General features: G+C 69.3%; 17 protein-coding genes. 8 read left to right on the top strand and 9 right to left on the bottom strand.

Annotated elements, in window-relative coordinates; translation table 11 throughout:
* The first annotated feature begins 13 nt into the window (after nucleotides 1-13).
* The 3 genes from ACFXHA_RS25280 to ACFXHA_RS25270 all read left to right on the top strand — a co-directional run bounded on the left by ACFXHA_RS25280 (nucleotide 14) and on the right by ACFXHA_RS25270 (nucleotide 2779).
* Nucleotides 14-1309 carry a low temperature requirement protein A gene (locus ACFXHA_RS25280; RefSeq protein ID WP_379360817.1) on the top strand — a complete coding sequence of 432 codons (1296 nt, stop codon included), beginning with the start codon at nucleotides 14-16 and terminating at the stop codon, nucleotides 1307-1309.
* A 106-nt stretch (nucleotides 1310-1415) separates the two neighbouring features.
* The gene (locus ACFXHA_RS25275) at nucleotides 1416-1952 is read left to right on the top strand and encodes a hypothetical protein (protein WP_379360815.1); all 537 of its coding nucleotides are present in this window, start codon (nucleotides 1416-1418) and stop codon (nucleotides 1950-1952) included.
* Between the two features lie 131 nt (nucleotides 1953-2083).
* Nucleotides 2084-2779: a hypothetical protein gene (locus tag ACFXHA_RS25270; RefSeq protein WP_379360813.1), complete on the top strand. Its 696-nt coding sequence runs from the start codon at nucleotides 2084-2086 to the stop codon at nucleotides 2777-2779.
* A gap of 2 nt (nucleotides 2780-2781) precedes the next feature.
* On the opposite strand, the gene ACFXHA_RS25265 is transcribed toward ACFXHA_RS25270, so the two are convergent.
* The 3 genes from ACFXHA_RS25265 to ACFXHA_RS25255 are packed head-to-tail and all read right to left on the bottom strand — an operon-like array spanning nucleotide 2782 to nucleotide 4090.
* Nucleotides 2782-3252 (bottom strand): MarR family winged helix-turn-helix transcriptional regulator, encoded by a 471-nt coding sequence (locus tag ACFXHA_RS25265; RefSeq protein ID WP_379360811.1) that lies wholly within the window; start codon nucleotides 3250-3252, stop codon nucleotides 2782-2784.
* The gene (locus tag ACFXHA_RS25260) at nucleotides 3249-3671 is read right to left on the bottom strand and encodes an EVE domain-containing protein (protein WP_379360809.1); all 423 of its coding nucleotides are present in this window, start codon (nucleotides 3669-3671) and stop codon (nucleotides 3249-3251) included. Before ACFXHA_RS25260 ends, ACFXHA_RS25265 begins: the two co-directional genes overlap by 4 nt.
* Nucleotides 3668-4090, bottom strand: a complete 423-nt coding sequence (locus tag ACFXHA_RS25255; RefSeq protein ID WP_379360807.1) for an SRPBCC family protein — start codon at nucleotides 4088-4090, stop codon at nucleotides 3668-3670. The genes ACFXHA_RS25260 and ACFXHA_RS25255 overlap by 4 nt, the downstream gene beginning before the upstream one ends.
* Nucleotides 4091-4199: 109 nt before the next feature.
* Here ACFXHA_RS25255 and ACFXHA_RS25250 point away from each other — a divergent pair, with 109 nt between their 5' ends.
* Nucleotides 4200-4451, top strand: coding sequence for a mycoredoxin (locus ACFXHA_RS25250; RefSeq protein WP_369638003.1), 252 nt, complete (start codon nucleotides 4200-4202; stop codon nucleotides 4449-4451).
* An 83-nt stretch (nucleotides 4452-4534) separates the two neighbouring features.
* Here the strand turns inward: ACFXHA_RS25250 and nudC are convergent, their stop codons facing one another.
* The 4 genes from nudC to ACFXHA_RS25230 all read right to left on the bottom strand — a co-directional run bounded on the left by nudC (nucleotide 4535) and on the right by ACFXHA_RS25230 (nucleotide 14075).
* Nucleotides 4535-5461 carry an NAD(+) diphosphatase gene (gene nudC / locus ACFXHA_RS25245; RefSeq protein WP_379360804.1) on the bottom strand — a complete coding sequence of 309 codons (927 nt, stop codon included), beginning with the start codon at nucleotides 5459-5461 and terminating at the stop codon, nucleotides 4535-4537.
* 27 nt (nucleotides 5462-5488) lie between these two features.
* Nucleotides 5489-6547 carry a potassium channel family protein gene (locus ACFXHA_RS25240; protein WP_379360802.1) on the bottom strand — a complete coding sequence of 353 codons (1059 nt, stop codon included), beginning with the start codon at nucleotides 6545-6547 and terminating at the stop codon, nucleotides 5489-5491.
* Between the two features lie 134 nt (nucleotides 6548-6681).
* A complete protein-coding gene (locus tag ACFXHA_RS25235; RefSeq protein WP_379360800.1) occupies nucleotides 6682-10356 on the bottom strand; it encodes an ATP-dependent helicase in 3675 nt (1224 codons plus the stop codon).
* Complete coding sequence (locus tag ACFXHA_RS25230; RefSeq protein WP_379361594.1) at nucleotides 10353-14075, bottom strand: ATP-dependent helicase; 3723 nt, start codon at nucleotides 14073-14075, stop codon at nucleotides 10353-10355. The genes ACFXHA_RS25235 and ACFXHA_RS25230 overlap by 4 nt, the downstream gene beginning before the upstream one ends.
* Before the next feature lie 130 nt (nucleotides 14076-14205).
* Here ACFXHA_RS25230 and ACFXHA_RS25225 point away from each other — a divergent pair, with 130 nt between their 5' ends.
* The 3 genes from ACFXHA_RS25225 to ACFXHA_RS25215 are packed head-to-tail and all read left to right on the top strand — an operon-like array spanning nucleotide 14206 to nucleotide 16094.
* Nucleotides 14206-15012 (top strand): alpha/beta fold hydrolase, encoded by an 807-nt coding sequence (locus ACFXHA_RS25225; RefSeq protein ID WP_379360798.1) that lies wholly within the window; start codon nucleotides 14206-14208, stop codon nucleotides 15010-15012.
* A 1-nt stretch (nucleotide 15013) separates the two neighbouring features.
* Nucleotides 15014-15316 carry an MGMT family protein gene (locus ACFXHA_RS25220; protein ID WP_379360796.1) on the top strand — a complete coding sequence of 101 codons (303 nt, stop codon included), beginning with the start codon at nucleotides 15014-15016 and terminating at the stop codon, nucleotides 15314-15316.
* A 34-nt stretch (nucleotides 15317-15350) separates the two neighbouring features.
* Nucleotides 15351-16094: a VOC family protein gene (locus tag ACFXHA_RS25215; protein WP_379360794.1), complete on the top strand. Its 744-nt coding sequence runs from the start codon at nucleotides 15351-15353 to the stop codon at nucleotides 16092-16094.
* A gap of 64 nt (nucleotides 16095-16158) precedes the next feature.
* Here ACFXHA_RS25215 and ACFXHA_RS25210 read toward each other — a convergent pair whose 3' ends face one another.
* Nucleotides 16159-16437 carry a WhiB family transcriptional regulator gene (locus ACFXHA_RS25210; protein ID WP_379361592.1) on the bottom strand — a complete coding sequence of 93 codons (279 nt, stop codon included), beginning with the start codon at nucleotides 16435-16437 and terminating at the stop codon, nucleotides 16159-16161.
* Between the two features lie 56 nt (nucleotides 16438-16493).
* Nucleotides 16494-16928 (bottom strand): hypothetical protein, encoded by a 435-nt coding sequence (locus ACFXHA_RS25205; protein WP_379360792.1) that lies wholly within the window; start codon nucleotides 16926-16928, stop codon nucleotides 16494-16496.
* Nucleotides 16929-17148: 220 nt separating this feature from the next.
* On the opposite strand from ACFXHA_RS25205, the gene ACFXHA_RS25200 reads away from it, so the two are divergent.
* Nucleotides 17149-18048 (top strand): alpha/beta fold hydrolase, encoded by a 900-nt coding sequence (locus ACFXHA_RS25200; protein ID WP_379360790.1) that lies wholly within the window; start codon nucleotides 17149-17151, stop codon nucleotides 18046-18048.
* Nucleotides 18049-18103: the final 55 nt, after the last annotated feature.

Below are 18103 nucleotides of genomic sequence, written 5' to 3'. Positions count from 1 at the left end.
TTAGCGTGCTGCTGTGGTCGATGAGACACCTGAGGCGAACTGCGCCGAGACGACGGAAACCCACGAGCGCCATGCCAGCTGGATAGAGCTGTTTTTCGACCTGGTCGCGGTGGCCGGGATCGGGTCGCTGACCCACCTGCTGCACCGGGGGCCATCGCTCGGCGATTTCGGCCTGTATCTGGTGCTGTTCCTGGCCTTCTGGATGGTGTGGGCCTGCGTCACGCTGTACGGCAATATCGCACGTGACCAGACACGAGTACCACTGATGCTGACCGCCATGCTGGGCCTGGGCCTGATGGCGGCGGCCGTGCCCGGCATCCCGGACCGGCACTCCACCACCTTCGCGGCGGTCTACGTGCTGGTGCGGCTGGGCTCCGAACACCTCTGGGGGCGCGGCAAGATCGTGGTCGACTGGCCTGCGGTCCAACTCACCATCGGCGTGTACCCGTGGATCATCTCGCTGTGGGTGCCCGAACCGGCGAAGTACTGGCTGTGGGTGGCCGGTCTGGCCCTGGATCTGTGGATCATGTTCGCGGTGAGCGGCGATCAGGTGCTGGCCGAGGCCCGCAAGCGGTTGCAAGCCGGAATCCGCCGCTTCCAGCAGAACCCACGCTTCGATCCGGAGCGCTTCGACCCGGACCGAGTACCGACAATGGAAGCGCTGCACGCTGATCCGGCGCACCTGGGTGAACGCCTGGGCCTGTTCGTGATCATCGTGCTCGGCGAGGGGGTCATCGGCATCATCACCGCTCTCGGCGACCAGTCCTGGACCGCCGCGGTCCTGGGCCTGGCCTTCGCCGCCTTCGTGATCCTGGCCGGGATGTGGGCTCTCACCCTGTTGTTCGGCTTCGTGCCGCGCTTGATCGCCGAAACCGGCACCGCGGAGGGCGAGCCCTGGCAGCGCATCATGCTCACCCACTGCGGCATCACCGGCGGCCTGGCCGCCCTAGCCGCCGGGCTGGGTCTGGCCATGGGGCACGCGCACGGGCATCTGAGCACCGGGGTCGGCTGGGCGCTGTGTGGCGGTGCCGCAGCCTATTTCGTGGTTGTCGGGTTGAGCGGCGTGCGCAGCGGTGGAGGCTGGCGGCGACAGCTGATCTGGCCGCTGCCCTGCGCGGTGCTGGCCGTGGCCCTCGGGTTCGCCGCGTCGCATCTCACCGCGCTGCCGCTGGTCTGCGCGGTGGCGGTGCTGGTGATCTGGCCGCTGCTGTGGGAGACGTGGTCGGCGGGCAAGTGGCGCAACGGCTCCGGCCCGGACCGGCCGCGGCGGCGTGCATCCCACCATGGCAGCACATCCGCAAATCAATAGCTCTCGCAAAAGGAGCGTTTGATACAGGCTTCAACTGCACCAAAATTGGCAAGTTGAGTCAATTCCTCATCCTGCGAGATTTTCAGCTACCGATTAGCATTCAAGAATGCTCACCGCGGCCGACCGGACCAGCGCAGGACTGCGCGGGCTGGCGGCCGGGTCGGTCTCGGGGGCGGTGGCGGTGCACGGCTGGTCGGTGGAGACCGCGAGCCCGAACCTGATTTCGGTGCCACTGCTCGCCCTGTCGTCGGCAGGGGTCGGCGCGCTGGTCACCGGCTGGGGCCCAGTGCGCCGCAGCCGCCTCGGCCTCATCGTCGCGCTGATCCTGGGGCAGACCCTCGGACACGTGGTGATCGGCCTGGAATCCGGTCACGCGCGCACCCACGAGTTGTGGCCGTCGACGACCTCGATGCTCGTGCACCTGTGCGCCGCCATCGCTTTGGCGCTGGTGATCTGCGGCATGGAGGCCGCCTACCGGTTCGCGAGTGCCGCCCTGTCGCGTGCGCTGCCGCTGCGCTATCACCCGCCCGCCATTCCGGAAGCACTGCGGCCGTTCACGATTCACCGTGACCGTGTCATTCTGCGCATTTTCGGTGTCGCGGCGCTGTACGGTCGTGCGCCCCCGCGCCTCGCACACGTCTGATCTTTTCGCCTCTCCCCATTTCTTGCGAGGTGGTGCCGCCGCATGCGCGCGGACCGCCGGACGCGTATGCAGCCATGGATCCGGCCGTGGCCGATACCGCTGCCGGACAACGCGATTCAAGGATCATTCCGATGAGAATCAATACCCTGGCCGCGGTCGCGGCCTTCATCTCCACGTCACTGGCCATGACCGCCCCGGCGGCCGCGAACTCCCCCGACCCCGATGTGATCGGCTTCAACGCCCACATCCGGGACAACTCCGCCGTCATCGTGACCGATGGCGGCTCGATGGCCGTGGAGGACGGCACCTTCACCATCCGCGCCGACGACGGCACCGTCCTCACCGGCACCGAATTGGCCTTCCGCGTCGACGATTTCGAGTTCCCGATCGACGCGAGCATCACCGGCCGCACCGCCACCCTCACCCCCGCCCTGGATATGACCCGGGCGGTATACAAACCGGTGGCCATGCCGTTCGAGGACAAGGCGGATTGGGACAGTCCCTACGATCGCGAGCAGGACGCCTGGAACCGCATGACCAGCACCATCGGCCTGGGCTTGTCGATCGGCGCGCTCGGCGGGGCACTCGGTGGCGCGGCCGTCGGTTGTGTCCTCGGCGGCCTCGCGGGCGCGGGCATCGCCTCGGCCACCCTGATCGGTCTGTTCGGCCCGTTTCTGCCGGCCGCGGTCATCGGCTGTATGGCGGGGGTCATCGCCCTCGGCGTCCTGGGCAGTGTCGCCGGGACGATCCTGATCAGCACCCCGATCGCGATCGCCGCCGCCGTCCAGTACTTCACCACCATCAATGAGCCGATGCGGGTGAGCTGAGCTCAGCTCTCGGAGTCGCGGTCTCGCAGTTGGCGGAGCGCAGCGGTGAAGCGGCCGGTGCGCTCCCCCAGCGGGGCGAAGAATTCGCGGTCGCAGGCTTCCACCGCGCCGATGGCCCGATTCACCAGGGCCGCACCGGATTCGGTGGGGACCAGGGATTTGGCGCGTTTGTCGGAGGGGTGGTCGCGGCGTTCCAACAGGCCCTTTTGTTCCAGGGTGCGTAGCACCTGGGAGGTCATCATGGGGTCGGTGGCGGCCTGGTCGGCGATGTCGCGCTGGGTGACCGGGTCACCGGCGGAGTGGCCGGTGAGCCAGGTCAAGGCGGCGAGCAAGACGAATTGAACGTGGGTCAGGTCGAAGGGGGCGAGGGCCGCGCGCTGCGCGGCCTGCCAGCGATTGGTCACCTGCCAGAGCAAGAGACCGGGGCTTTCGTCGGCGTCCTCGAATTCGGTGTGCAGTCCGCCATTCGTCACTGGCCGACCATAGCGCGGGAGATGAGTTCGAAATCGTGCTCGGAGAGTTCGATCAGGCCGCGTCGCAAGACGATGCCCCAGTTGGGGACGCTGGTCAGGTCGAGTTCGGTGCGCAGATCGTCGATCGGAACGTCACGGGCGTCGCGGTCGTAGTCGACCGCGCGCCGCCACGGGCGGAAGCAGCCGCCCTGTTCTTCGACCTGCCAGGCCGGGCCCTCGGCGATGGTGCCGAGGGCGGTGAAGGACTTGATCGGTTCGCCCTCGCGCATGCCGGTGCGGGGTGAGTAGTAGACGAGTCCGTCGCCGGCGGTCATGCGTTCCACGGCGGTGCGTTTGCCGTGATTGGCCTGCGCGAAGCCGAGTTCCACGCCGCGGCGGACGTGGTCGCGGGAGACGACCCCGAGCCAGTACCTGGTCATACCAGCACCGCCTCGGCGGCGGCGACCAGCGCGTCGACGTCGCGCTGCAGGGAGGCGGCGAGATCCTTGCCCATGATCTTGTTCCACAGGCCGCGCAGCGGACCTTCGAAGGAAACCCGCACGGTGACGGTGGTGATGCCGTCGGCGACGGTGACCTCGTGGGCGAAGATCAGCCGCGCGCCGATCAACTTGGACGAGTCGATGAATTCGGTGTCGGTGAGCTTGGTGACGACGAACTTGGTCTTGGGGCCACCCTTGGGCTTGAGGACTCCGGTCGCGCCCTGAACGAATTCGCCGTCGAGGCGGACCCATTCGGTGTCCTGGTTCCACTCCGGCCAGGTGGCCATGTCGGCCCACTTGGTGAAGAAGGCGGCGGGAGTGGCGGTCGAGGTGGCGGTGGCTGCTGCGATCTGCGTCATGAGAATAGTATGTGCGCTTACTATTCTTCCGTCAACCCCTGATCATCGATCGGCTCACAGTGGGCCCGCCGGGGGGAACACGATCAGGCGGGAGTATGTTGCACGACTCGTGACTGCAACCGACCTGACCATGTACTCGACGACCTGGTGCGGCTACTGCCGTCGGCTGAAGACCCAGCTCGACGAGGCCGGAATCACCTACGAGGTGATCGACATCGAGGACCACCCGGAGGCCGCCGAATTCGTCGGCAGCGTGAACAACGGCAACCATGTGGTGCCGACGATCAAGTACCGGGACGGCTCGACCGCCACCAATCCGAGCCTGGCACAGGTGAAGGAAGCGCTCGCCGCCATCGGCTGAGCCTCCCCGAGACAAAACAAGGAAGCCGCACACCGAGGGGTGTGCGGCTTCCTGTCGTCCTGATCAGACCCGGTTGACCCGGATCAGACTGCGGCAGCCCAGGATTCGACGATGGTCCGGGCGATCGAGATCGACCCCGGCAGCAGCAGTTTGCGGTCGGTGCCGACGAGCTCGTCGGACTCCTTGCGGCCCCACGCACCCGCGGCCAGCGCCTGGCGCACCTCGTCGCGGGTGAACCAGTACGCCTCGACGATCTCGCCGTCGTGGAAGGCCACCGGCTGTTCCGGGTCCGCCACGGCCGCGAAGCCCAGCATGAGCGAGCGCGGGAACGGCCAGGGCTGGCTGCCCAGGTAGCGGATGTCGGTGACATCCACCCCGACCTCCTCCTTGATCTCGCGTTCGACGCAGCGCTCGAGGGACTCCCCCGCCTCCACGAATCCTGCGAGCAGCGAGAACAGGCCCTCGGGCCAGGAGTTCTGGCGGCCCAGCAGGACGCGGTCGCCACCGTCGTGGATCAGGCAGATGACCGCGGGGTCGGTGCGCGGGAAGTCCTCGTGCCCGGTTTCGCTGGTGCGCGACCAGCCGCCGTTGGTCGATGTGGTGGGGGTGCCGTCGACCGCGCTGTAGGCCGCCTTGTCGTGCCAGTTCAGCAGGGCGATGGCGGTGGCGAGCAGGCCGAGACCGAAATCGTCGAGTTCCAGGCTGGTGCCGTAGGCGCGCAGGTCGACCAGCGTGCCCTCGATCGCGTTGTCGCGCACGGCCCACAGGTGGGTGCCGTCGTCGACGCCGAGGAAGACGGCCTCGGGGGTGCGTTCGGGGGCGAGGGTGAGCGCGGGCTCGAGCACCACGGTCCCGTTGTCGATGCGGACCTGGCCGCGCCTGTTCATGCGGAGGAGTTTCGCCTGCGCCCAGCCCTCTTTGAGGGCCTGCTCGTCGGCGCGTAGATCCTCGGCGCGGTCGAGCGTGGTACGGGAAAGCACCGGAACAGCATTCAGCTGGAAACCTGACACACTCCCGAGACTAGACGGGCGTGGTGGTCAGCCTTGGACGCGGCGCAGATAGAGGAGTCGGTCGCCGGTTTCGAGGGCGTCGGTCTCGGGGTCGCCGACGCGGATGAGCCGGCCCTCGCGGACCACGCCGAGCACGATGTCGCGCAGGTGGCGTGGGGAGCCGCCGACTTCCTCGGTCTCCACGTCGCGTTCGGAGATGGCGAAGCCGGCCTCGGGGGTGAGCAGGTCCTCGATCATGTCGACGACGGCGGGGGTGGTGGTGGCGATGCCGAGCAGGCGGCCTGCGGTCTCGGAGGAGACGACCACCGAGTCCGCGCCGGACTGCCGCAGCAGATGCGTGTTCTCGGCTTCGCGGACGGCGGCGGAAATCTTTGCCTTGGGATTGATTTCGCGGGCGGTGAGGGTGACCAGGACCGCGGTGTCGTCTCGGTTGGTGGCGACCACGAGCGCCGCGGCGTGCTGAACTCCGGCCAGCCGCAACACATCCGACCTGGTGGCCGAGCCGTGCACGGTCACCAGGCCCGCGTTGGCCGCGGATTCCAGGACCTGCTGGTCGGTGTCGACCACCACGATGTCGCCGTGCTGGACGCCGTCGGCCAGCATGGCGTCCACGGCGGTGCGGCCCTTGGTGCCGTAGCCGACCACCACGGTGTGATTGCGCACGGTGTGCCTCCATCGCTGAATCTTGAACGCCTGCCGGGACCGTTCGGTGAGCACCGACAGGGTGGTGCCGACCAGGACGATGAGGAACAGCACCCGCAGTGGCGTGACGACGAGAATATTGATCAGCCGCGCGGTGGGCGTGACCGGTGTGATGTCGCCGTAACCGGTGGTGGACAACGACACCGTCGCGTAGTACGCGGCATCGAGCAAACCCATACGGTCACGGGCATTGTCGTGATAGCCGTCGCGCCCGATGTAGACCACGGCGGTGGCCAGCACCAGCAGCAGCACCGCCAGACCCAGCCGTCGCGCCAGCGAATACCAGGGGCTGGACTGGGCTGTCGGGACCCGCAGGATGCCGACCAGCGCGAAGTCGGGCCGATCGTTCAGATTGCCCAGACCGCGCGCCGAATCACCGAACACGCGAATCACCGCTCACTCGGGAAGTCGACACGGTCAAGGGTTCTGGCTGCGGCACAGGTCCGGAGACTACCGGGCCACGCCGGATTCGCCCGACAACCCGGCACGGATCCGCACGTCATCCCGTGGCACCACGATCAATCGTGCAGATCCGGCGGCAGGGACTCGGGGTCCGGCGGGGGTTCGAAATCCCATGCCGCCGGGTCCGGGGGCGGCTCGTCCGCGGGCGTGGCGATGGGTTCGGGTCGGGTCGAAAGGTCGGCGGGGCGGAGCATTTCGACGTCGGTGGGCTCGGGTGGGCCGGGGTCGTCCTCGTCGGGGTCGGGTGGGAGTGGGGGTTGGGGTGGGGTGGGTGGGAGGCGGCGGGGGGCCGCGGTGGTGATGATGGCGGCGAGTTCGGCTGGGCCGGGGAGGTGTTCGGGGGCGATGGTGCGGCCGGTGCGGACGTAGTGGAAGGCGGCGACGGTGTCGGCGAGGATGTCGGCTTCGGGGGTGCCGGTGCGGGCGGCCTCGAGCCGGGCCCAGGCCAGGCGGTAGACGGCGAGCTGGATGGCGACCGAATCCTCTTCGGCGCGTGAGGGTTCGGCGCCGGTCTTCCAGTCGACGACGACCCAGGTGCCGTCGGGGCGGCGGAAGACGGCGTCCATGCGGCCGCGGATCACGGTGCCCGCGAGGGTGGTTTCGAAGGAGATCTCGACCTCGACCGGGTTGCGGTCGGCCCACGGGGAGGCCAGGAACGCCTCCTGCAGGCGCATCAGGTCGGTGTCGGTGTCGGCGATATCGGCCGCGCCGGGCAGCTCCTCGAAGCCGAGCAGGCGGGTGCCCGCGAACCAGCGTTGCAGCCAGGCGTGGAAGGCGGTGCCGCGGCGGGTGTAGGGGCTGGGCGGGTAGGGCAGTGGGCGGCGCAGGCGCGCAGCCAGTTTGGCGGGGTCGGCGCGCAGGTCGACCAGGGCGGTGGCGGCCAGCTGGCCGGGCAGTTCGATCTCGCGCACGGCTTGTTCGGCGGCGAGGTGTTCGGCGATGAGGGCGCTGACGTCCTCGGCCCAGCCCTCGTCGTCCTCGTCGTCGACGACGTCGGGTTCGGCTGGGGCACCGCCGAATTCGGGGCCGAAGTCGAGTTCGGTCTGCTGCGGGCGGGCCTCGTCGCGCAGGCCGGTCAGCGCGGACTTCACCAGTTCCGCGCCCTCCTCGACGAATTCGCGGCGGGAACCGAGCGGGTCGCGGGGCCACCCGGCGGTCTGCGGATTGTCGGTGAACGGGTTGACGGTGTCGGGCAGCGGCGGGTCGTCCCAGCGGTCGATGCGGACGGTGCGGGCCAGCGACGAGCCCGGGGCCTCCGTCTCATGCTTGAGCTCGAGCAGAAAACCCGAGGGCCCCTTGGGTTTCGAGCCGGTCTCCGACCAGTAGTGGGCGGAAACGAACAGGGCGCGTTCGGTACGGGTGAGCGCCACGTAGAACAGGCGGCGTTCCTCGTCGAGGCGGCGAGCGGCGAGCGCCTTCTTGTGTTGTTCGAGTGCGTTCTCGAGGTCGGCGCGGTCGTAGAGGTCGGCGAGGTCGAGCACCGGGACGCCGTCGGTGGCGTCCTCCTGCTCACGGTCGCCGCGCAGCATGGTGGGGAGTTCGGCGAGCGCGCCCATCCAGGTGGCAGTGCCGGTGCCGGAAGGGAAGGTGCCGTCGACCACGTGCGGGACGGCGACCACCTCCCATTCCAGGCCCTTGGCGGCGTGCACGGTCAGCACCTGCACGCGGTCGTGCGCGACCTCGACTTCGCCCGGCTCCAAACCGTTTTCGACCTCTTCGGCGGCGGCGAGGAAGTCGAGCAGGCCGGATAGCGAGGAGCGGTGGTCGGCGGAGTAGCCGGCCACCACCTCGGCGAAGGCGTCGAGATGTTCGCGGCCGGCGGCGGCATGCGCGCGGCGGGTCTGGGTCTCCACGCCGACACCGATGGTGCGTTCCACATCGGCGACCAATTCGGCCAGCGGCTGCCCGGCGCGCTCGCGCAGGGCCGACAACTCGCGACCCAGCGCCGTGATGCGCGCGAAGCCCTGCGTCGAATACTCTTCCGGCTCACCGGGATCCGCGATGGCGTCGCCGAGACCGGCCTTCTCGGCAGGTTCGGGCGCGACCTCACGCAATGCTTCGTTCAGCGTGGCGGTGTCGGTGATGGCATCGGTCTGCCCGGCGGGCCGCCGGATGGACAGCGTGCGGGCGCGCCGCGACAGCGCCGCGATATCGGAGACGCCGATGCGCCAGCGCGCACCGGTCAGAATCCGCACCGCCGCGCTACCGGCCGACGGGTCGGCGATCAACCGCAGCGTGGCGACGATGTCGGCGACCTCGGGAGTGTGCAGCAGCCCGCCCAAACCCACGATCTCCACGGGCAATCCGTGTGCGCGCAACGCTTCCGCCAATGGCGCGGCATCCGCGTTCCGCCGCACCAGCACCGCCGAGGTGGGTGGCGGCCGGTCGTCGTCGGCTGCCGCCGCCCACTCGGCCGCGATCCGCTCCCCCACCCAGTCCCGTTCCACCGCAACGTCTTCCGCCAGCGCCAAAGCCACCGTCCCAGCGGTGGCATCCGGCCGTGGCCGCAGCGCGTCGACCGTCACACCCCCACCCCGAGCCGCCCGCTCCCGCAACGGATCCGACACCAGATTCGCCAGATCCAACGCCTCGGGCGGATTCCGCCAGCTGGTCAGCAACGGCAGAATTGGCGCGGGAACCCCTGGCGCACTGGGAAAGTCGGTCGCGAACCGCGGCAGGTTGGCCGCCGACGCCCCACGCCACCCGTAAATGGACTGCATCGGATCGCCCACCGCCGTCACCGCCAGCGGCTGCCGGTCGCCCGTCGGTTCACCGGGTTCGAGGGCCGCAGGGGCGGCCGCGCCGAAGAGGGAGGAGAGCAGGATGCGTTGGGAGTGGCCGGTGTCTTGGTACTCGTCCAGCAGCACGAGGCGGAAGCGGTCGCGTTCCGCGGCTCCGACTTCCGGGTGAGTAGCGGCGAGGCGGGCCGAAAGGGACATCTGGGCACCGAAATCCAACGCGCCGCGGCGGCGGAGTTCTTCGGCGAGGCGGTCTACCAGGGGGAGCAGCGCGACGCGTTCGTGTTGGGCCTCAAGGAGGTCGAGGAGGGTTTTCTTGGGGCCGCCCTTTTGGCGGGGGCCCGCCGGGAGGGTGTGGACCAGGTTTTCCAATTCCAGGTGGGCGGTGGCCAATTGGTGGGGTTGGACCAGGTGTTCGGCGAGTTGGCCGGAGAGGGCCAGGACGGCTTCGGTGACGCCGACGGGGCTGCGGTCGGTGTCGAGGTCGCCGTCCCAGGTGGAGACGACGCGGTAGGCGAGCTGCCAGAGCTGGGTCTGGGTGAGCAGGGTGGCGGTGGGTTCGACGGGCAGCAGCAGGCCGTATTCGGTGAGCAGGCGGCCCGCGTAGGAGTGGTAGGTGCTGATCTCCGGTTCGGAGGCGGTGAGGAGGCCGCGCAACCGGCCGGTCGGGTCGATATCGCGTACGACCGGTGCGCCAGCCAGCCGGGCCAGGCGGGTGCGGATGCGAGTGGTCAACTGCTGGGCGGCTTTTCGGGTGAAGGTGAGGCCGAGCACCTGTTCGGGTTCGACCAGCCCGTTGGCCACCATCCAGACCACGCGGGCGGCCATGGTCTCGGTTTTGCCCGCACCCGCGCCCGCCACCACCAGCGTCGGCCCGGGCGGGGCGGCGATGACGGCGGCCTGTTCGTCGGTGGGCGGCGGCAGGCCCAGCGCGTCGGCGAGCTGACGCGGGTCGATGCCGCCCTCGCCGTCGGCACGCGGACCCGCGTTCACTCGTCCGTCACCTGCCGACCGGTGTCCTGGACCGGGCAGCTGCCCGCCACCTTGCAGTGCCGGCAGCCGTCATTGCGCATGGCCAGGTAGCTCGGCCCCTTGGAGGCGTCGGCGGCGTCATGGATGGCGGTGCGCCAGGTCTCGATGCCTTCGGCGTCCAGCGGCAACTGCATGCGCTGGGTCGCGCCCTCCTTGCTGCTGGGCTTGGCCACGTACACCAGGCGCGCGCCGCCGGGCTCACCCTCGCCGAGCGCGCCCTCCGCGGCGGCGACCTGATAGGTGGCCAGCTGCGCGTGATCCTGTGCGGCCTGCTTGGAGATCGGCGTCTTACCGGTCTTCACATCGACGATCACGAAGCGGCCCAGGGCATCTCGCTCCACCCGGTCCACCCGGCCGCTGATCCGCACCGGCTGTTCGTTCGGGCCGCGCGCGGGCAGCACGCAGTCCACCGGCACCTCGACGCCGATGGCGGTGAGCTCGTCGCGGGTATTGCGCAGCCAGGCCAGGAAGGTGTCGACCATGGTCTCGGTGCGACGCAGCTCCGCGCGGGAATGCCAGTTCTCGCCGTCGCGGGCGGCGGGGTCGATCTTCTTCCATGCCTTGGCCAGGGCCTGCTTGACCTGGTCCTCGTTGACCTGCCCGGCCAGTGCCTGCACCAGGGTGTGCACCAGATTGCCCTTGAGCGCGTGCGGGTTCTCGCCGTCGCTGCCGCCGTGGCGTTCCAGCGCCCAGCGCAGCGGGCAGGTTTTGAGCTGATCGACAGTGGAGGGCGAGAGCGAGATGGCCCCGTCCTCGCTGTCCCACAGAGGATTCGTGGAGGAGAGCTCGGCGGTGCCGTACCAGTCGTCGGGGTGCGCGCCACGCACCCCGGCGTCGGCCAACCGTGCCAGCTGCTTCGCCGCGCGCATGCGGCGCTCCGGCGTCGTCTCGGGATCACAGGCGGCCGAACGCAATTCGGCGATGAGGGCGTGCATGGCCAGCGCCCGGCCGGGATCCACGGGAGTCGGGATCCGGCCCGGAGCGCCTTCCCCGGCGTCGGCGTCCATTTCGGCGAGGAACCGCGACGGCACCAGATCCTGGTCCCCCGTCACCGATTCGACCGCGGTCACCAGCAGTGACCGCCGGGCCCGACTGCACGCCACCAGCAGCAGTCGCCGCTCCTCGGCCAGCAGCGGGGCGGCCCGGCTCACCTTCTCTCCCGAACCGCCCACGCCCGCAAGCAGATCCACCAGTTCCTCGACCCCGAGCAGGGTGCCGCGCGGCCGCAGGTTCGGCCAGATGCCCTCCTGCACGGCCGCCACCGCGACGGTGTCCCATTCCCGGCCCGCCGCGGCATGCGCGCTGCAGATGGTGACCGCCTCGCCCGGATCGGTGACCGGTGCGTCATCCTGCGGAATCTGCTGCTGCTCCAGGTATTCCACGAAGCCCTCGATGGTGGCACGCGGCAGCCGGTCCACATACGACGCGGCCGCCTCGAACAGCCCGACGACCGCGTCCAGGTCCCGGTCGGCCTGCATACCGACCGCTCCCCCGCGCTCGGACTGCCCCACCCATCGCCGCTCCAGCGTGGACGACGTCCACACACCCCACATCACGTCCTCGAGCCCACCCCGCTCCCGCCGGACCTTGCGTGCCCGCCCCATCGCCTTCAACACCCGCTGCAGCGGTGCCGCCTCGACCTTGGTCAGCTTGTCGTAGACCGCCCGATTCCCCACCCCGACAAGCAGATCCCGCAGAATCTCGGCCGACGACCGATCGAGATCCGCGAAACGTGCGGCGTCACCGTCGATTTCGGTGTCCCGCACGCCGCCGACACTGGATTCCGCTGCCCGCGAGACACTGTCCCCGGCGACCGGCTCCACACCGGCCTCGGCGTCGATATCCTCGGGCAACCGCTCCGGGTAGCCGAGTTCGAGCACCGCGCGCCGAATACCGCGCCGCAGGCGCCGCAGGCTGATCTGATCCGCGCCACCCAGCGGTCCTGCCAGCAGATCGAGCGCATCGTCGGCGGTGAACTCGATCGGCCGCGGATGCCGCACCGAGGTCGGATCCCCCGCTGTGACTGCCCGCAGCGCCAACAGCATCCACATCGCCCCCCGCCGCCGCGCCAACGGCACGTCCGCCGGCGGCTGCCGCACCGGCACCCCGGCCGCCAGCAGCGCCCGCCGCAGCGGCGCGAGCGACAACGGCACCGAGCGCACGATCACCGCCATCTGCGACCACGGCACCCCGTGTGTGAGATGCGCCCGCCGCAGCTGATCCGCGATCAGCGCCGCTTCCTTGGCAGGCGTGGTCAACACCTGCACCCGCACCTCGCCAACGGATTGCGCGCTATCCCAGGCGTTCTCGGCACGGACACCCCGGCCGAGCGCGGGCGCGGGCGATCCATTCGTCATCCCAGCGCGACGTGGCGGCCGGGCCGGGTCCTCGAGGTCGGTGGCATCGGTGCTCCAACCGTGGCCGTTCCTTCTCGTCCGGTCGCCGTTCCCGTCAGGGCTGTAGCCGTTGCCGGTCGGGTCACTGCCGTTCCCGGTCGGGTGGTTGTCGTTCCTGGCCGGACCGTTGTTGTCGGTGAGGTCGGCGACGATGTCTGCGAGGAAATCGGCGGTTGGGTGGGTGCGCCGGATGCCCGGCGGTGCGGTGCGGTGGGAGGGGGAGCCGGGGAGGCGGGCGGCGATGCGGTCGGCTAATTCTTGGATAGCGGGGGTGGTGCGGTGGTTGTGGCGCAGGGTGATTCGGCGGTCGCGGGGGGCTTCGGGGTCGGCGGCGAAGCGGGAGTCGGCACCGCGGAAGGTGTAGACGGCCTGGTCGGGATCGGCGGCGATGACGGTGGTCGCGCCGCCGCTGCCGAGGGCGCGGATGAGTTGGGCGGCATGAGGGTCGAGGTGCTGGGCGTCGTCGGCGAGGATGCAGTGCAGGCGATTGCGTTCGGCGGCAAGGAGTTCCGGGTCGACGTGGAAGGCGTCGAGGGTGGCGGTGACGAGCTCGGCGGCGTCGAGGGCGGGGGCGCTGGCCTCGGGCACGTCCATGCCGACCGACCAGCGCAGCATCATGATCTGCTCGTAGCGTTCGGCGAAGCGGCCCGCGGCAACCCATTCCGGGTGGCGGTGGGTGTGGCCGAGATCGATGAGATCCTCGGGCCCGAGACCGCGTTCGGTGGCCCGCAACATGAGGTCCCGCAACTGTTCAGCGAATCCGGCGGCGGGCAGCGCCGGATGCAGGCGTTCGGGCCAGTCGGCCGCGCCGTCGGCGAGGTCGCCGCGCAGCATCTCGCGAATGACGACGTCCTGCTCGGATCCGGTGAGCAGTCGCGGCGGCGGATTGCCGTGCGTGGCCGCGAACGTACGCAGCAGCCCGAAGGCGTAGGAGTGGACGGTGCGCACCAGTGGCGCACGGGTCGCGCCGGGAACACCGCCCAGTTCCGGGTCGGCCTCGGCGATGCGGGCGTTGATGGCGGTGCGCACGGCGGTGGCGGCCCGCTTGGTGTAGGTGAGCACCAGCACCGATTCGGGTGCGGCCCCGCCCAGGATGCGTGCGGCGGCGATGTCGACCAGTAGCGCGGTCTTCCCGGTCCCCGGCCCGCCGAGCACCTGCCAGGGCCGCCAGCCGGGGTCGATACCGATGTCCTCGAACAGCGGCCGGAGCTCGGCGTCCCACTCCCGCGCGGGGGTCTGGGTCTGCGCCCGGCGCACCAATTGCACCGAGCTATCCGATCGCATCACGTCGGCTATTTCAACAGATCGCCCCGACAGTTCTCGTTTGCCATGAGTTGTCCGTGCCGCCGGTCACACGGCGCGCTCCGTTCATCTCACGACGTGCGAGCCGTCGGCGTCGGTGCGAGGCAGCACAATGGGCGGGGTGGCGGAGCTTCATATTCATCGTTTCGGTCCCTCGACCGGTCCGGTCGTCCTGGCATTGCACGGGTTGACGGGCCACGGCCGGCGCTGGCAACAGTTGGCCGACGACCATCTCCCCGATGTCCGGATCCTTGCACCGGATCTGCGGGGGCACGGGAGGTCGCCCGGCGTGCCGCCGTGGGATTTCGAAACTTTGATCGATGATCTCGCGGCGCTGCTGCGGGCCGAGACCAGCGAACCGGTAGTGGTGCTCGGGCATTCGTTCGGCGCGGCCACCGCGGTGCATCTGGCGCACCGCCGACCGGAGCTGGTGCGCGCACTGGTGCTGCTGGACCCGGCCATCGGCCTCGAGGCCGACCGCATGCTGCACATCGCGAACGCCATGCTGGCGGCCCCGGACTACGCGAGCGTCGAGCAGGCCCGCTTCGACAAGCTGGAGACCGCGTGGGGTGAGCTGGACCCGGCGGTGCTCGAGGCGGAACTGGCCGAGCATCTGGTGCCGACCGCCGAGGGCCGTTTCGCCTGGCGCATCTCGATGCCCGCGATCATCTCGTTCTGGGGTCAGATCGCCCGCGACTACGTGCTGCCGCCGCGCGACCTGCCGACCGTGCTGGTGCAGGCGATGAAGGTGAGCCCGCCCCTGGTGTCCCCCGACTTCCGCGCGGCGATCACCACGCATCTGGGCGAGCGGATCACCGTGCGCGAATTCGATTGCGACCACATGGTCGCGCAGGCCCGGCCCGCCGAGACCGCGGCGCTGGTGCGCGAGGTGCTCTCGGCCGGTACGCGGGATCACTGAAATGCCAACCACGGAAGCCGAAGTCGAGCGAGTGCGCGAGTTGGTGGCGGCCATTCCGCCGGGCCGGGTGTCCACCTACGGCGATATCGCGGCCGCGGCGGGTCTGTCCACCCCGCGTACCGTCGGCTGGATCATGCGCACCGATGCCGCGGATCTGCCCTGGCATCGGGTCTTGCGCGCAAATGGTACGCCCGCACCGCATTTGGCGCATCGACAACTGGCGGAATTGGTCGCCGAGGGCTGCCCCATGGTGGACGGCCGGGTGGATATGCGCCGCGCCCGCCATCAATTCCCGCAAGCCTGAACTCACGGCGCGCCCGCCGGTTACCGTGGAAAACATGTCCACTCGGCTGGCATGCGTGGTGTTCGATGCGGAGCGACCCAGGTCGGTGGCCCGCTTCTGGGCCGAGTTGCTGGGCTGGGAGGTGACGGTGGACCGGCCCGGGGAGGTCGATGTGGCCGCGCCCGACCCGGACGGCCTGGACGTGGCGCTCACCTTCCTCCCCGCGCGGCGGCCGAAGACCGCCCTCAACCGCATTCACCTGGATCTGTCGGCCCGTTCCCTGGATCATCAGCGGCTGCAGGTGGATCGCGCACTGGCATTGGGCGCGCGCCGGGTGGATATCGGTCAGGGCGTGGTGCCGTGGACGGTACTGGCCGATCCGGAGGGCAACGAGTTCTGCGTGCTGGAACCGCGTGAGGAGTACGTGGACACCGGTGCGGTCGCGGCCATCGCGGTGGATACCCGGGATCCGTTGCGGCTGGCCGACTTCTGGTCCACCGCCACCGGCTGGCCGCTGACTCTCCGGAATGACCGCTACACCGGTATTCGTTCGGCCACGGGGCAGGGTCCGTGGCTGGAGTTCCTGCACCGGCCCGAGGCCGCGGGCAAAGGTGGCCGCCTGCACCTGGATCTGGTCGCCTTTCCCCGTGACGACCCCGCCGCGGAGGCGGCCCGGCTGCGGGCGGCGGGTGCGGTGCCCCTGGAGTCGGCTTCCGGCGCACCCGGTGTCAATGATCCGGTGGTGCTGGCCGATCCGGAAACCAATGAATTCTGTTTGCTACAGGCAACTATCGATTGACCGACATCGATCGAATGCCGCCGATCCGGTCCGCTTCCCCGCGGCCGGTCGGCCCGGGCATCACTCAGGCCGCGCCGCGTTCGTAGCGCCGGCGCTCGCGCGGCGATAGGCCACCCCAGATGCCGAAGCGCTGATCATGGCTGAGCGCGTAGTCGAGGCATTGCTTGCGCACATCGCACGAGGTGCAAATGCGCTTGGCTTCCCGGGTGGAACCGCCCTTGTCGGGGAAGAATGCCTCCGGATCGGTTTGCGTGCACAGCGCCTGCTGATGCCAGGATTCGCCCTCGGATCCGTCACGTCGGGCGAGGGATTCGAACATGGCGTCGAAATTGGTGAATAGCATCTTCACTTCCATATCCCTTCAATCAATGGCCACTAAAAGAAAACGGTCGGTACGTTTTAACCCATCGAGCAATCGCCGGAGACCGCGGCCAGCCGGGCCTGCTCGCCATTGACGAAGATGCGGCGCGCGTGCACCGCCGCCGGTGTGCCCGACCAAGGCGCGAGTGCGGTGGTGAACATGAGTTCACACCAGCTCAATGCGGGCACCGCACCGCCGGCGAGCGTATTCAGCAGGGAAAGTTCCTGATCGCTGTCGTTCCAAGCGGCAAACAGCCACGAGGCGTCGAGTCGCCCGAGAAATTCTTCGGCGTCCTCCGGAATGCCGAGCGGGGCATCGACCGCGAGGTGCACGACCGCGGAAATCGCATGCCGCATACGCGCATCCAGGCCGACGCCGTCGTGCAGCAGCAGCCCTTCGAGCGACTCCCGCAAACCGGCGCCCCGGTCGATCCGGAAGTCGTTACGGCGGGCCGCGGTGGTGATGTCGAACATTGTTTCCTCCCTTGGAATTGCGCTTGTCCCAAAAGCGCCACGGCCTGATTAAAAAGGCATTGTGATCTTGTTGTCCAGTTTTGAGGCAATCTGGGGCAAACCCCTAGCAGTACTGACACTGGCGAGTGTGGGTACCCGTCGGGAACCTCACCGGAGGGTGCCTGGCACCACACGGGCAAACATCTAGGGAGCGACCACTTCCGCCGTTTAGGGTCCGACCATGCCTTATGTGCGATCCGGTTCAGCCACCGTCCATTTCAACTTCGACCAGCACCGGAACACTGATTCCGGGAGTGCCCCGACGCTGCTGCTCGCCCATGGATTCTTCATGGACGAGTCGATGTTCGAGCCCATGCGCGAACCTCTGGCAGCCGCTGGCATCAATCTCGTAACAATCGATGCCCGGTGCCATGGGCGGACCCAGTCACCCGATGGCGAACCGTTCAGCTATTGGGATCTGGCCGCCGACGGATTGGCCGTGCTGGACGAACTCGGAATCGAGAAGGCAGTGGTCGGCGGAATGAGCCAGGGCGGGTACGCGGCTTTACGCATGGCATTGCTGGCCCCGGAACGGGTGCAGGGGCTGGCGTTGATCGATACCGAGGCCGGCGCGTGCAGTCCTTCGGAATTGGCCTTCTATCGCGAATTCTTCGATCGCTGGACGAGTTCGGAGCCGATGGCCCCGCTGGTCGCCGAATTGGCCCCGCAGATCATCGGGGGGACCGATCCGCGGCTGTGGCGGGCGTGGACCAGCCGCTGGTACGGCTCCGACCGGCAGGCCATCGCGCCCGCGGCCCGCTGCCTGATGGACCGGCGCTCGGTGCTGCACCGACTACCGGAGATCACCGCCCCGGCGCTGGTGGTTCGCGGCAGTCATGACGCCACCAGCACCGCCCAGAAGTCCGAGGCGATGGCCTGCGGGCTGTCCGGCGCGGACGGTGTGGTGACGATTCCCGGCGCCGGGCACGGCGCGGCCTGGACCCATCCGGAAGTGGTTGTGCCGCTGCTTATCCGATTGGTGGAGCGGACCACCGCGAAGCGGGAGAGCAAGCTGGCCCAGGCCCTGGGCGCGCCGTGGCTGAGCCGGCGCGCGCTGCCCGAGATTCAAGCCGCCCAGTGAGGGATTCGGGCCACCCGGTGAGGGATTCAGGCCACCCGGTGACGAGCTGACCCGC

This window comes from Nocardia sp. NPDC059240, from assembly GCF_042753865.1.
Classification (GTDB): Bacteria; Actinomycetota; Actinomycetes; order Mycobacteriales; family Mycobacteriaceae; genus Nocardia.
Note: the sequence above shows the minus strand (reverse complement) of the source record. Positions and strands in the feature narration are given on the sequence as shown.